This is a genomic window from Duganella lactea (assembly GCF_009857505.1).
GTDB classification, from domain to species: domain Bacteria; phylum Pseudomonadota; class Gammaproteobacteria; order Burkholderiales; family Burkholderiaceae_D; genus Rugamonas; species Rugamonas lactea.
The window spans coordinates 22,014-35,372 of record NZ_WWCP01000045.1 but is presented as its reverse complement, the minus strand read 5'-3'; the positions used below and the strand labels follow the sequence as shown (position 1 = coordinate 35,372).

The following is a 13,359-nucleotide window of genomic DNA, read 5'->3' as shown; positions in this document are numbered from 1 at the left end:
TTCGTCATGGTGGAGTTTCCTCTGTTGGTTGGTTTTGATCTCGACAATCAAATTTTCCAACAAAATCTCCACCGCCTCATCCCCGCCTGCAGATTTCAGCCCGTACACCAGATTCGACTATAGCTCTGGCGCAGGGGTCAGTGCGTTCAGCGCCCGCGAACTGACGCTGCCCAATTCTGTGTCGGTACCGGGTTACGCAATGGTGGATGCCCAGGCATCCTACGACATTGGCCGCTACACGCTGTCGCTGTCGGCCGTCAACCTGGCTGGACGCAAGGTATTCGACACCTATCAGTATTTTGCCTTCCCGGTGGTAATGCCGGTACAACCCCGTTCAGCTTATGTGGCGTTGAATATGCATTTCTAAGATTGAGGGACATAGTTTGTTTAATGTCCAGCATCGTCATGATCGAGGCTGAAAACACAGATTCGACCTTTCCGGTGCTGGACAGCATCGTTTGAAATGATAATCCACCACTAACCTCAAAGGAGATCAGTATGAGTTCTATCAAGCATTTCGTTATAGTTGCGGCCTGTTTACTGGCTGCCACAGCCCAAGCCCAGGTCACGGTCAAGCAGGCTTGGGTGCGCGCGACTGTGGTGCAACAAAACGCCACCGGCGCTTTTATGCAAGTGCATTCCCCCAGCCCGGTACGGTTGGTTGCTGCTAGCTCGCCATTGACGCCGACGGTTGAAGTCCACGAGATGGCGATGCAAAACGATGTGATGACGATGCGTCAGATACCGGCGATTGAGATCGGCGCCGGCAAGACGGTCGAGCTGAAGCCAGGTGGCTATCACATCATGCTGCTGAAGTTGACGCAGCAAGTGAAGGTCGGCGATATCGTCCCCTTGACGCTGGAGTTTGAAGCGGCGGACGGCAAGCGGCAGACGGTCAAGGTGGATGCGCCCGCGCGGCCGCTGAATGCTTCCCCTGTCGGGGAAGCACATTCAGGCCACGGTGGCAAAGCGCATTGATCTAGCCGAAATTAAAAGAGGTAAGTCGCCGTCAGACTGGCGTTGCGCCCCCTGAGCAGGCATGATCCAGCGCGAAACGTGGAGATTGCTGGACACGAAGTAGCGCTGGGCCAACGCATTACGTAAAGCAAGTTGAACCTCAACGGCGCCAGCATCGCCGGCGCGATACACCCAGCTATGTGTCAGGTCCAGCCGCGCATGCCTTTCAATTTTTTTTAGAAAATCGATCTCTGCGATTGATCAAAGATGCCACAAGAAAATCGAATATATTGTCATTCTTCGCCAGCTTTGTGCCATCGCATGCTAGTAACTGGCGATAATTCATACTGTCGCTATAATTAGGCCATGCACAAAATTGCGATTCTGGCCCCACACGGCGTCATTCCTTTCGATCTGTCCACCGCTTGCGATGTGTTGAGCAGGGTGCGTGTACCTGGCTTAGCCGTGCCCTATGAGGTCAAGGTGTGTGGCGAGGCGCCTTCGGTGGCTGCAAGGCATTTCGATTTACACACACGCTGGCGGTTGAGCCATGCGCGCGGCGCCGACACCGTGATTATTCCTGGCATTGACGACGTTGACGCGCCAGTGTCTGAGGCAGTGCTTGCCGCCATCAGGACGGCAGCCGAAGACGGCGCACGCATCGCTTCGATTTGCAGCGGCGCCTTTCTGCTGGCCGCCAGCGGCGTGCTCGCAGGAAGGCGTGCAACCACCCACTGGAAGCAGGCAGAAAAATTATCACAGCGCTTTCCAGACATCAGCGTCGACCCCAACGTGCTGTTCATTGACAATGGCAAACTGTTGACCTCAGCCGGCGCGGCGGCGGGTTTGGACCTGTGCTTGCACTTGGTGCGATGCGATTACGGCGCCGCCGTTGCGGCCGATGCCGCACGCGAGGCGGTGATGCCGCTTGAGCGCAGCGGCGGCCAGGCGCAATTCATCATCCATGCCGAGCCGACCTCGTCGCTGGCGCTGCAACCGGTGCTCAAGTGGATGGCGTCGCAGTTGCATCGTGCTTTGACCCTGGAGCAGATTGCCGCCCAAGCGGCGCTCAGCAAGCGCACGCTGAGCCGACGCTTTATGCAGCAGACTGGCACCTCACCGCTGCAATGGCTGCTGGGGGCGCGCGTGCGGCACGCTCAGGCGCTGCTGGAAACCAGCATGCTGTCGATTCAGCAAGTGGGCGACGCCAGCGGCTTTGGTTCCAGCGCGACATTCCGCGCCTGCTTCACCAAACTGGTTGGTACCAGTCCGCACGACTATCGGCGCAACTTTCAGTCGCGCCGATGATAGCTTAGCCCAGTACGTCGGCCAGCCAATGCTGCACCGAACGCGGCTGCAGTCCCAGCAAGCTCTGGGCGCTTGTCGCGTTGGCGATTACGCATGCCTTGGTTTGCGCCTTGGCCTGATAGCCGGCGACGACGCCCGCCGCCGGCCCGGCGCCGAACAACGGGGTCAGCATGACGCCGAACGCTTCTGGGCTGATGGCTTCGTAGCGTACCGGCATGCCGAGATGCTGCGCGAATCCTGCCGCCAAGTCGCTGCCGGCTAGGCCGGGCTCGTGGCCGAGTCCGACGATACCTGTGATGGTGGGATCTGCCAGCAAACTTTCTACAACCTCCGCCACATCGAGATGAGAGCTCCACGAGACCTGGTAGTCGGACCGCAGCGGATAACGCAGCACGCCTTCGGCCTTGATAGCGTCGAATTGGATCGGCAGCAACAGGTTTTCCAGATACAGGCGCGGCGCCACCACTGCGCAGCTGACGCCAGTGCGTGCTACTTCGCGCAGCAGCACGGCGACGGCGCTGTCGTCAGGCACCTGGATCGGCGAACCCGGCTCGTCAACCACGTTGCCACTGGTCGAGATGATTATGCGCGCCGGCCTCGCCAGTGCGATGGCTTGGGCGAAATTACGTGCGTATTGCACGCGCTCCGTCTCGGCCGCCAGCGGCAGATGGAAGAAAACCCCTTCGGCGTGCCTGTAGGCGGCCACCAGCGAGTCCACCGATGCGTTGTCGACAGCCACGGCGGGCATGCCATTGGCGGACGCGGCATTGCGTACCGCCGCCAGGGCCGGCTTGCCGGTGGCGAGCAGGCGCTTGATCAGTGGTCCACCCTGTGCGCCCGTGGCGCCGTGAATGATGAATGTCATGAGATTCCTTTTGGTTGAACTACGGAACAGCCATCTTCCGGATACAACACCGGTTACGTCAAATGCACTAATGCAGATGTAGAAGATATTTTGTTGGAGAAATGGACATGGTAGAAGACAAGCCAGCATGCTGCGGCGTGGCACGGTTTTTAACGTTGCTGGACGGCCCTTGGGCGACGCTGATTGTGCGTGAGCTACTACGTGGCCCGGCGCGCTTCACGCAACTGCGGCAAGCGCTGCCAGGCATCAGCGCTCACACCTTGACGCACCGCCTGCGCGGATTCGAACGCAATGGCCTAGTCATCCGCACCGCATACGCCGAAATACCCCCGCGCGTGGTATACACGCTGACCCCGCTGGGGGAAGCGCTGCGCGAGGTGCTCGAAGCTATGAGCAAATGGGGCGATGCGTTACCGCACCGTCCGGCCTCGCCATCGCCTGAGACGCATCCAATCTCGTGCATGGTTTCGCCAGCTTACCCAACCAATTGGGAGCCATCAACGCCCCGCTCTGCGCCGCCACCAAAGAAGTAAGCTGTTTGACCTTAGTTGCCAGCGGCTGCGCAACCGCAAGCGCTGGCAACGACTTCGCCGCTAATTTAGTACTTCAACGCGGTGCTCTTACCCCAGAAAACACGGTAGGAAAAAATTGTGTAGCAAATAATCATAGGCAATACCGTCACGGCGCCGACCAAGATCACGCCCATTGCCTCCGGTGAAGTGGCAGCCTCCCATATTGTGATTTTTTCGATCACCAGCCAGGGAAACAGGCTGTAAGCGAGGCCGTAGAACGCCAGGAAGAAAATGCCTGCCGTCGATCCAAACGGCACCCAGGCGCCATACTCGTTGCCTTGGGATAGTCTCACCGGCAGTCGTGCCAGGCTGCGCCAGATGATCCAGACTAACACCGCCGTTGCGATCGGAATTGGCATCAGCAACACCACATTGGGCAACGCAAACCACTTGGCGAAAATGGTATGGCTGACGAAGGGTGTCATGATCGATATGGCGACGATACCCAGGGCCGCCAGCAACAGACTGCGTCGGGCCCAGGCAACTGCCCTGAGTTGTAGTTCGCCTTCCGTCTTGATGATCAGCCAACCGGCACCCAGCAAACAGTACGCCGTGACCAGCGTGTAGCCGACCAAGGTATTGAACAGCGTGGCCCCCCAGCCTTCGGCAAAGCCGCTGATCAGTGCGCCGAGCATATAGCCTTGTGACCAGCCAGCCATCAGCGAACCGATAAAGAACAGCCGATTCCACAGTGGCTTGTGGCCGGCGTGAGCTTTCACCCGAAAGTCAAAGGCGACGCCGCGCAGCACCAAGCCGACCAGCATGACGGCAACCGGCAGATAGAGCTGGCCGAGGATGAATCCATGTGCCATTGGAAACACCGTTAATAGAATGCCGACACCCAACACCAACCAGGTCTCGTTGGCATCCCAGAATGGGCCGATGGTTGCAATCATCGTGTCCTTATGTTGATCGCTGCCACGCTGCATCAGCATGCCGACCCCGAGATCATAGCCGTCCAGGATAACGTAGGCGAGCATGGCCAGGCCCATGACGGCCAAAAAGGCAATCGGCATCCAGCCTGTAGCCGTTGATAAATCGGGGATGAGATTAACCACGGAGCTTTCCTTCTTTTTGAGGGTAATTGACAACGTTCAACGTGTCTTCGATAAGGATGTCGGTATTGCCCAGGTCGCGCGGCGTCGCCTCAGACTTGGCGCCGGCCGGCTGCCCAGGCGTTTTTTTGTTGCGCGCGAGGTGAAATACGACTGAGATGTAGGCAATGAGCAAGGCCAGATACAGTGCCAAATACATCGTCAGTGTGAGTGCGATGCTTGGCGCAGGCACTTTGGAGGCGGCGTCAGCGGCGGTCAGAACGCCAGTGACCAACCATGGTTGTCGACCAATTTCGGTGGTGTACCAGCCCGCCACCAGAGCGATCCAACCGGCGAAGGTCATCGTCAACAGCATTTTTGCCTGCCATCGGCTTAGCGTACGGTCGCTACCCTTTTTCCAGGGCGCCAACTGCCAGGTACTGATCCAACTGGCAAATAACATCAGCATGCCAACCATGACCATGATCCGAAAAGCCCAGAAGACCGGTGCCACCGGTGGGTGTTTTCCTTCGAACTGATCCAGTCCCTTGACCTCGCCCTCCAGGGTGTGGGTCAGATACAGCGAGGCGAGTTGAGGGATCGCGATTTCAAATCGATTTTCTTTTGCCTGCTCATCCGGCAATCCGAACAGTACGGCAGGCACGCGCTTTTGCGTGGTCCAAATACCTTCCATCGCGGCCAGCTTTGCCGGCTGATGCTGCAGGGTGTTCAGTCCATGCAGGTCGCCGGCAATGATCTGCAGTGGAATCAGGATGCTGGCAAGATAGACACCAGTCTTCAAACTGACGGCCACTTCGTGCGAGCGCTCGTTGCGCAGCCAACGATACGACGAGATGCCGGCCACCAGAAAAGCGACCGTGAGACCCGACGCCAGCATCATGTGCACGAAACGATAGGGAAATGACGGATTAAAAATTACCTCCAGCCAGTTGGTGACATGGGCCTGACCATCGATCATCTCGAAGCCGGCTGGTGTTTGCATCCAGGAATTCAGTGCCAGTATCCAGAATGCCGACAAGGTGGTGCCGCCGGCGACCAGCAAGGTGGCCAGGGTATGGGTGTTTTCACTGACGCGCTCGCGGGCGAACAGCATTACCCCGAGCATGGTTGCCTCAAGAAAGAATGCTGTCAACACTTCATAGGCCAACAACGGCCCAGCGATGTTGCCGACTGTTTCCATATAGCCTGGCCAATTGGTGCCGAATTGAAAACTCATCGTGATACCGCTGACGACGCCCAGAGCGAAAGTCAGCGCGAAGATTTTCACCCAGAACTGGTAGGCATCCATCCAATACTGCTCGCGGGTCTTAACGAATCGCAGCTTGAAAAAAAGTAGCACCCAAGCGAGCGAGATGCTGATAGTGGGAAATAAGATGTGGAAGGTGATGTTGGCGGCGAACTGTATGCGCGCCAACAAGAATGGGTCAAGGTTTTCCATAATTACGTAATCATAAAATTTTAGTTCGAATTGAACTCGCTGAACCGCATCGGAGCTGAGCCGATGCGATGTCAAGCAATGATGAACGGAGCACGACTAACGCCAGCTGGACAGGGCAAGCGCAGTAAGCCGTGGACGGACGTCAGTGGACCACAGGCGGTGCTCGCGTACGATGCGCGTCTCGGACGAAACGCTTGAAGAGGGCGCGCCCTTCATTGCCGACAAGTGCGCCAACAGTTGACGCCGCTGCTATTGTCAGCGACAAAGAAGACGTCCCGATAGCTGGTGAATAGTGCTGCAGGACACAATAGCCGCAGTAACTGTCTGCGGCCATCGGGGCATTGGGGACATTTTTCGTCGTCGTATCGAGAGCAATGCGCTTGCTACCCTCCGCACTACAGATTTCAGTCCATTCGATGCCCTGCGAGGTAGCCAGCAATTTGGAGATTGCTGGGGAAAGGGCCGCAAATATTAACCCGCATAGCGCAAGCCATACGACTCGTCGATAAAATTTGTGGCCCATTCGCATGGATCAGTGGTCCGTGCCATCAATAAGACCGCGAGACTGCATCCACCAAGCCAACTGATCGAACCAGTGATCACTCGTTGTGCCTTTCGCCCTGAGGTCGAACCCGTGACCTCCGCGCTCGTAGATGTGGAGTTCGGCGGCAACGCCCGCCTGCCGCCACGCAGCGTAGAGCTGTAATGCATCGTTCGGCTGATATTCGTCATCCGCTGCAGCAGCAATGAAAGCGGGGGGCGCATCAGTTGGGACAGGTGTTCGTAGTCCTCCGTATAGCAAGACAACGAAGTCAGGTCTCGACGTTTTATCGCCGATGGCAAGATCTACGGCAAGGAATGCTCCTGCGGAAAAACCTGCAAAGCCGACCCGCTTGGGGGAGATTCCCCATTCACTGGCTCGCTGTCGCACGATCCTCATGGCGCGCGCACCATCCTCCTCCGCATGCTGCTCGCCAGCAAAGCGCGGTAACTCTACGGGAGTGCCGCTCTTAGCCCGCGCCATGACTGTGTGCATCTCCTTCATATGGACTTCGGGTATTTGCATAAGATCGGGAGCGCTTCGGATCGTGCGGTATTTGAGCACAAAGGCGGTGACGCCAAGCTTCACCAATCGACGCGCAACCGCTGTGCCGCCGGCATCGTAACCCAGGCCAACGAAACCTCCTCCGGGCGCGATAATCATGGCTGTGCCATTCGCATGGCCTGGCGCAGGACTGAACAGTTCAAGAGTGGGCTGACTGACATTACGGATCATGATGTCGCCCGTCTTGTCCGGGATCTCCCGGATTTCCGGAACGCCAATCGAGGCAATTGCACCTTCTGGGTAGAGCGGAATAATTAACCCATTGCCTGTCCATGTCTGCGCCGTCACTGCCGCCGAAACCAGTATCGTGGCCATACCTAGGATGATTCTTCTTATGGAATGTTTCGTGAGCATTGTCGTCTTTCAGAACTTGGTTTTTACGGTGATGAAGGCAGACCGTGGCTGCACTGGCATCACGAGCGGATTTCCGAAATACTGCCAGGTGTCAAACGAGCGGCGCCCAGCCAGATTAACAACTGACTATGAAAAAAGTACACGGTACCTGTGACGGCGAGCGGAAAAATAAATCTCACACACAGGACGCCAGCAAAGAAATGCCAGCGCCGCATCGGCGATACAAGCCAGAACATCTGGCTGAGTTGTTGTGTACGTTTTCCGTACGCATATGCTTATCTAGTTAATGGCTTATCTGAGCCATGGGTATGAGCTTCATTGAGTGTGATGGCAGCGGCGGTAGGCTGTAAGAGGCGAAGTAGAAAAACGCCAATGCGACAAAAGCGGCGGCGTTGAAGCAACGCATCGTCCGCAGGACGAAGGCGAGCGAGTTCTGTGTGGAGCTATGCGAGTGGTTCATGGCAATCCTCGTTAAACAGGTTCAGATCGTCGTCACATAGATGACGGCAGTGTGCACCGGCAAGCCGGCCTCAAACTGGAACTTGATATGTGATCAAATCAGCGCACGGGAGTGCTGCTGAAGGCTTGGTCAGGCGAGGATGGGAGGTGCGCGCGGGTTGGCAGCAGACCACGCATGCAGGGAGTGTGGCGCGGCGAAAAACAGCGGGGGATAGAGGTCGCGACCGGAGTCGATGGCAAAGACAATTGATGAAGAACTAGTTAATGCAAATGTACTGCCATGCGTCGTGCAAAAGGCACAGTGCTCCATTCCATGTTTGGCCTTAGCCGGCGCTGTGCCGCTGTCGGAGTCAGTAGCATTGACAACTTTGTAGCCATTGACGGTACAGATTTCCAAGGTGAGGACGGACGCGCTTTCACCGGCCAGCGAGTGCGAAATGGTCGGGGCGATCGCGCTGAACAGAATTGCCAGAATGGCGATCCAGATATGCAATGTTCGTCGCTTTGCCGTTCTAATCATCGTGACATTATAGTGGAAAGTTGTACCCGATTACCGTCACGCCAAGCTGTAGGGCAATTTGTCCTATTCCCCACTTTAAGATCACCGTTCAACGGTAGGGCATCAGATCGATGTCCATATTTCTTGACCTAGAAAGAGTCACGCGTGAGCCACGCTGGGTCAGATTTGACCTGTATGCGGGTCAAATGTTATGGCATTCGTGTCGACTAGAGCGAAAGAGCATAAATAATTTTTTGCACGCCGCCAAACTGATGTGTTCTGCATATAAAATTATCGAAATCTTAAGTTTGGTTTGCGATGTTTGTACAGCCGCGCAACGACTATCGCCCGCACGCTGCCGGGCACGTAAGAAGTACGCGGCTCAACCATATAGGAGCCTGAGCCTTGAGCAGCATTCATGAAACTGCGTATCCGCGTTTCAAACCGGAGCTGACGCAGCGCGAACTTGAAGACGTATACAGCCTCAGTGACGAGGAGCACAAATTCGTTCGTCGCAATGCCCGCACGGAACCGGCCCGATTGTATCTGGTATTGTTATTGAAAACATTGCCGAAGTTGGGTTACTTTCCCTTGTTGGACGAAATTCCGGCTCCAATTTTGTCGTTTCTCGGAAAGGCGATCGGCGCGCGTTCGGTCGCCGCAAGGGATCTTCAAGCAGAAGAGAAGCGACCCAATTCGCGCCAGCGCTCGATGGAGGTTATCAGGGCATACCTGAAAATCAGGCCTATCAGCGAGGACACTTATTCCGCCATTCAGAACGCGGCCACCGAGGCGGCCCAAACCAAGCACGAACTGGCTGATATCATCAATGTGGTCATTGAAGAATTGGTACGTCAGCGCTTCGAGCTGCCCGCATTTAGCACGCTCCATCGAAGGGCATCGAACGCACGTAGCGAAGTCAACGATCGCTTTTTCCTAAGCCTCGTCGAACCCCTTACGTCGCCTGTCATCGCTCGGTTTGACTCAATGCTGGCGCCGGCTGCGCCGCCAAGCGTAACCGGCTGGCAGCAGCTCAAGCAAGATCCCAAGAAGCCGACCAACATGGAAGTGCGGCAGTATCTAGAGCACCTCCAATGGCTCAAGAGCTGGGCGACGCAGCTGCCGGCCATCTCTCATATCCCGGTTGTGAAACGCAGCCAATTCGTCCATGAGGCGCGTGCGCTTGATGTGGCCGATATGAAAGCACTCAAGCACAATAAGCGCTACGCGCTAATGGTGCTGCTGTTTCATGCCCAACTGAGCAAGTCGCTGGACGACGCGGTGGAGATGTTTATTCGCAAGCTGCGAAAAATCCATTCAGGAGCCGAAGAGCAGCTACGCCGATACTATCTGGAGCACCAGAAGCGGGCGGAGAAGTTGATCATCCAGCTGCGGGATGTGCTCGAAGCCTTCTTTGAAGGTGAAAACGATGAGGAAAGGGGCGCACGCATCACCGCTGCATTTCATGACGAACCAGGCAGCCTGCTGAACGAATGCGACGAGCACATAGCCTATGCGGGAAACAACTACCTGCCGTTTATGCTGGCGCCGTACCAAGTGCAGCGTCCCTTACTGCTTAACTGTCTCAGTTTGCTCAATCTGGAATCGACATCAGCCGACCAATCCTTGATCGACGCGATTCGTTTTGTACTGGCCCATCGCCAAAGTCACCGAGAGTCGTTGCCCATCGCCGGGACGAATATCAACCTAAAGTGGATACCAGAAAAATGGCGCAAGCTGATTACTGGCCAGCGCTCAGTCGACCAGGTATCGGAGGTGAGCCGGAAATATTTTGAGCTCTGCGTGCTTACCGAAACAATGCAGGAACTGCAGTCTGGCGATTTGTACGTCGCCAACAGTGACCAGTTCAGCGACTACAGAACTCAGCTCGTTGAGTGGGACGTCTACCAGGCACAAGTGGAGGAATACGGTGCGATGCTTGGCTTGCAGACCGAGCCGAAGGAATTCACAGCAGCGCTCAGGACATCCCTTACAAAGGTAGCTGCGGCCGTCGACGCCGACATGCCGGAAAACGAGCACGTTGATATCATCGGCAACGAACTGATCCTACGCAAGCACGCCAAAGATGCCAAACCGGAGGCACTGGAAAAAATCGACAAGATTCTCACGGAGCGCCTGCCCGAAAAGAATATCCTCGATATTCTGGTGGAGTCCGAAGGCTGGCTAGATCTGCACAAGTTGTTCGGACCTTTGTCTGGCTTCGACTCCAAAGTGGATGATCCGCGGCGGCGCTTCATCACAACGCTGTTCTGCTATGGCTGCAACTTAGGCGCCACGCAAACCGCTCGTTCGGTCAAGGACTTGAGCCGTAAGCAGGTGGCCTGGTTGAATCTGCACCACATCACCGAAGAGCGATTGGAAAAGGCCATCGTACAGGTCATAAACGCGTACAATAAATTCTTGCTGCCGAAATACTGGGGAACGGGCAAGAGCGCCTCGGCCGACGGAACTAAGTGGAACATGTACGAGCAGAACCTGCTATCCGAATATCACATCCGGTATGGTGGTTACGGCGGCATCGGCTATTACCACGTGTCCGACATGTATATCGCGCTATTCAGCCATTTCATTCCATGCGGCGTTTACGAGGCCATCTACATCCTTGATGGCCTGATCAAGAACGAGTCGGAGATTCAGCCTGACACGCTGCACGGCGACACGCACGCGCAAAGCGCTCCTGTATTCGGGCTGGCCTATCTTTTGGGGATCAACCTGATGCCGCGCATCCGGAACCTGAAGAGTCTGGTGTTTTATAAGGCTGACAGGGGAACACGCTACGAAAACATCAATGGCCTTTTCAGTGAGTCCGTGAACTGGGAACTCATCGAAACGCATTTGCCGGACATGCTGCGCATCGCGCTGTCGATCAAGGCCGGCAAAATTACACCGTCCACAATCCTACGACGGCTGGGCACTGCAAGCCGCAAGAACAAGCTGTATTTTGCATTCCGCGAGCTGGGGCGGGTTGTGCGCACCGAGTTTCTGCTCCAGTATATTGGCGACGTCGAACTGCGGAAAACGATTCAGGCGGCCACCAACAAGAGCGAGGAGTTCAACCAGTTCATCAAATGGTTGTTCTTCGGGAATCAGGGCATCATCGCTGAGAATGTGCGCCACGAGCAACGAAAGGTGGTGAAATATAACCAGCTAGTGGCCAATCTGGCGATCCTTCACAACGTCGAGGCCATGACGGGTGCACTGAAGGAGATGCAGAGGGAAGGGTTCCCGATCGATGAGGAAATTTTAGCCAGTTTGGCGCCGTATCGGACGGAGCACATCAACAGGTACGGTGACTATACGCTGGATCTGGAAAGGAAGGTGCCGCCAATGAATTATAAGACTATAATTCTTCAATAAATCAGATGGTTACGAAGGGATTTGAGTTTTTTTACACGAATCCCGGCCGACCCTCTTGTACGTCGCAAACAGTGACCAGTTCAGCGACTACAGAACGCAGCTCGTTGAGTGGGACGTGTACCAGGCACAGGTGGAGGAATATGGAGCGATGCTTGGCTTGCGGACCGACCCGAAGGAATTTTCTGCGGCTCTCAAGACGTCCCTTGCGAAGATGGCTGCTGCCGTCGATGCGGGTATGCCAGAAAACGAACACGTTGATAGCGACTTCAACCAAGCCATTCAGCAGCTACGTCAGTCGATGCGAACGCAAGAAGAGATGACCCCAATACGGGTCACAGTTGACCCGTCGAAGGTCACGCGTGACCCTCGGCAGGTCAAAAAATGATGATGACGTTGGAGCCAATGCGCTTTACCAAAGGCCAGTGATGGGCGACAGAGACGCGGGCCTTCATCGCCGGTTCATTGCGTTCGCTGTAGCGATCGGTCAGATATACTTTGGTATAGCCGCATATGACTTCCATCACTACGTTCCTCGTTTCCTGCTTGCTGCATGGTGTTCGCTGTCCGACAATCGCCTGTCGTCGTACTATTGGGCTTTCCACAGGCTCAAACACGGCAGGTATTCCGCAAATGCCGTCGCCAAGCTTTTCCAGCTCTACAGCCTGAAGACGTCAGCGGATGCCAACTGGATCGAACGTGATTTTTTTACGCCGCAGGTCGATACGCCGGGCGCGGACGCGTATCAGGCGATCATGAAGCTTGGCATCGACCGGTTGACCGGTGCCCAGGTCGACGCCTGGACGCGGTTCCTGGTTTCGCTCATGGTGCGCGGGCCGGACATGGTCGACCTGACCCGCGCGCGCGGCGGCGAGGTGCTGCGGGCTTCTCTGGCGGAACGTCCCGATGAATAATTGGCGGTGCGCGGTGCTGACCCGGCGGGCACGCTACTCGAATTCGTGGAGAACAACCGGCCGGAAATCTTTGACGACATCGGTCCGAGAGTGTTGCCGCAACTTGTTGCGGCCCCCAACCTGACCAACGCGATCCGCGACGCAATCTGGATGACCCAGGATTTCACCCATTCCACGGTGGACCTGTGCATTGGCGACAAGCCGCTGATCTACATCGGTACGATGAAAAGCAATTTTTTGCTGGCGCTCCCCTTGAGCCCCCGGAAGGTGTTTTTCGCGTTTAACGCGCAGGCCACGGGCGATAATCTCACGGGTATGCCCGTTTCAACGCTGGCCAGGCAGCTCAATTTTCAGACCGTTTCCCAAGCCATGAAGTACGTCTATGCGGCCCATGGCGGGCACCAGGAATTCATCAGGCGGCATCTACGGCGGCCCCAGCCATAAAACCTTCTTGGAAA

Annotated in this window: 14 protein-coding genes and 1 pseudogene; 8 read left to right on the top strand and 7 right to left on the bottom strand. The window is 56.1% G+C overall.

Annotated elements, in window-relative coordinates; genetic code table 11:
- From GTP44_RS24005 to GTP44_RS23995, 3 genes and pseudogenes are all read left to right on the top strand, one after another.
- Positions 1 to 367, top strand: a pseudogene (locus GTP44_RS24005) (TonB-dependent receptor); the annotation flags it as partial.
- A gap of 131 nt (positions 368 to 498) precedes the next feature.
- Positions 499 to 978 (top strand): copper chaperone PCu(A)C, encoded by a 480-nt coding sequence (locus GTP44_RS24000; protein WP_161021403.1) that lies wholly within the window; start codon positions 499 to 501, stop codon positions 976 to 978.
- Between the two features lie 345 nt (positions 979 to 1,323).
- Positions 1,324 to 2,265: a GlxA family transcriptional regulator gene (locus GTP44_RS23995; RefSeq protein ID WP_161021402.1), complete on the top strand. Its 942-nt coding sequence runs from the start codon at positions 1,324 to 1,326 to the stop codon at positions 2,263 to 2,265.
- Between the two features lie 4 nt (positions 2,266 to 2,269).
- On the opposite strand, the gene GTP44_RS23990 is transcribed toward GTP44_RS23995, so the two are convergent.
- On the bottom strand, positions 2,270 to 3,130 hold the full coding sequence (locus GTP44_RS23990; protein ID WP_161021401.1) for an NmrA family NAD(P)-binding protein: 861 nt from the start codon (positions 3,128 to 3,130) through the stop codon (positions 2,270 to 2,272).
- A 107-nt stretch (positions 3,131 to 3,237) separates the two neighbouring features.
- On the opposite strand from GTP44_RS23990, the gene GTP44_RS23985 reads away from it, so the two are divergent.
- Positions 3,238 to 3,663, top strand: coding sequence for a winged helix-turn-helix transcriptional regulator (locus GTP44_RS23985; RefSeq protein ID WP_202424208.1), 426 nt, complete (start codon positions 3,238 to 3,240; stop codon positions 3,661 to 3,663).
- Between the two features lie 65 nt (positions 3,664 to 3,728).
- Here the strand turns inward: GTP44_RS23985 and GTP44_RS23980 are convergent, their stop codons facing one another.
- The 6 genes from GTP44_RS23980 to GTP44_RS23955 form a co-directional block, all read right to left on the bottom strand.
- Positions 3,729 to 4,760, bottom strand: a complete 1,032-nt coding sequence (locus GTP44_RS23980; RefSeq protein WP_161021399.1) for a cytochrome d ubiquinol oxidase subunit II — start codon at positions 4,758 to 4,760, stop codon at positions 3,729 to 3,731.
- Positions 4,753 to 6,195 carry a cytochrome ubiquinol oxidase subunit I gene (locus tag GTP44_RS23975; protein WP_161021398.1) on the bottom strand — a complete coding sequence of 481 codons (1,443 nt, stop codon included), beginning with the start codon at positions 6,193 to 6,195 and terminating at the stop codon, positions 4,753 to 4,755. Before GTP44_RS23975 ends, GTP44_RS23980 begins: the two co-directional genes overlap by 8 nt.
- Positions 6,196 to 6,337: 142 nt before the next feature.
- Positions 6,338 to 6,718 carry a DUF2946 domain-containing protein gene (locus tag GTP44_RS28295; protein WP_161021397.1) on the bottom strand — a complete coding sequence of 127 codons (381 nt, stop codon included), beginning with the start codon at positions 6,716 to 6,718 and terminating at the stop codon, positions 6,338 to 6,340.
- 9 nt (positions 6,719 to 6,727) lie between these two features.
- Positions 6,728 to 7,615, bottom strand: coding sequence for an alpha/beta hydrolase (locus GTP44_RS23965; RefSeq protein ID WP_161021396.1), 888 nt, complete (start codon positions 7,613 to 7,615; stop codon positions 6,728 to 6,730).
- Between the two features lie 98 nt (positions 7,616 to 7,713).
- On the bottom strand, positions 7,714 to 7,869 hold the full coding sequence (locus tag GTP44_RS23960; RefSeq protein ID WP_229257062.1) for a PepSY domain-containing protein: 156 nt from the start codon (positions 7,867 to 7,869) through the stop codon (positions 7,714 to 7,716).
- A 374-nt stretch (positions 7,870 to 8,243) separates the two neighbouring features.
- A complete protein-coding gene (locus GTP44_RS23955; RefSeq protein ID WP_229257058.1) occupies positions 8,244 to 8,606 on the bottom strand; it encodes a DUF2946 domain-containing protein in 363 nt (120 codons plus the stop codon).
- 411 nt (positions 8,607 to 9,017) lie between these two features.
- Between GTP44_RS23955 and GTP44_RS23950 the strand changes: the two genes are divergently transcribed.
- The 4 genes from GTP44_RS23950 to GTP44_RS23935 are packed head-to-tail and all read left to right on the top strand — an operon-like array spanning position 9,018 to position 13,345.
- Positions 9,018 to 11,990, top strand: a complete 2,973-nt coding sequence (locus GTP44_RS23950) for a Tn3 family transposase (protein ID WP_161021393.1) — start codon at positions 9,018 to 9,020, stop codon at positions 11,988 to 11,990.
- A 55-nt stretch (positions 11,991 to 12,045) separates the two neighbouring features.
- A complete protein-coding gene (locus tag GTP44_RS23945; RefSeq protein ID WP_161021392.1) occupies positions 12,046 to 12,375 on the top strand; it encodes a hypothetical protein in 330 nt (109 codons plus the stop codon).
- Positions 12,350 to 12,901: a DUF4238 domain-containing protein gene (locus GTP44_RS23940; RefSeq protein WP_161021391.1), complete on the top strand. Its 552-nt coding sequence runs from the start codon at positions 12,350 to 12,352 to the stop codon at positions 12,899 to 12,901. The genes GTP44_RS23945 and GTP44_RS23940 overlap by 26 nt, the downstream gene beginning before the upstream one ends.
- Positions 12,902 to 13,345, top strand: coding sequence for a DUF4238 domain-containing protein (locus tag GTP44_RS23935; protein WP_161021390.1), 444 nt, complete (start codon positions 12,902 to 12,904; stop codon positions 13,343 to 13,345). It abuts the gene before it with no gap.
- The last annotated feature ends 14 nt before the right edge of the window (positions 13,346 to 13,359 follow it).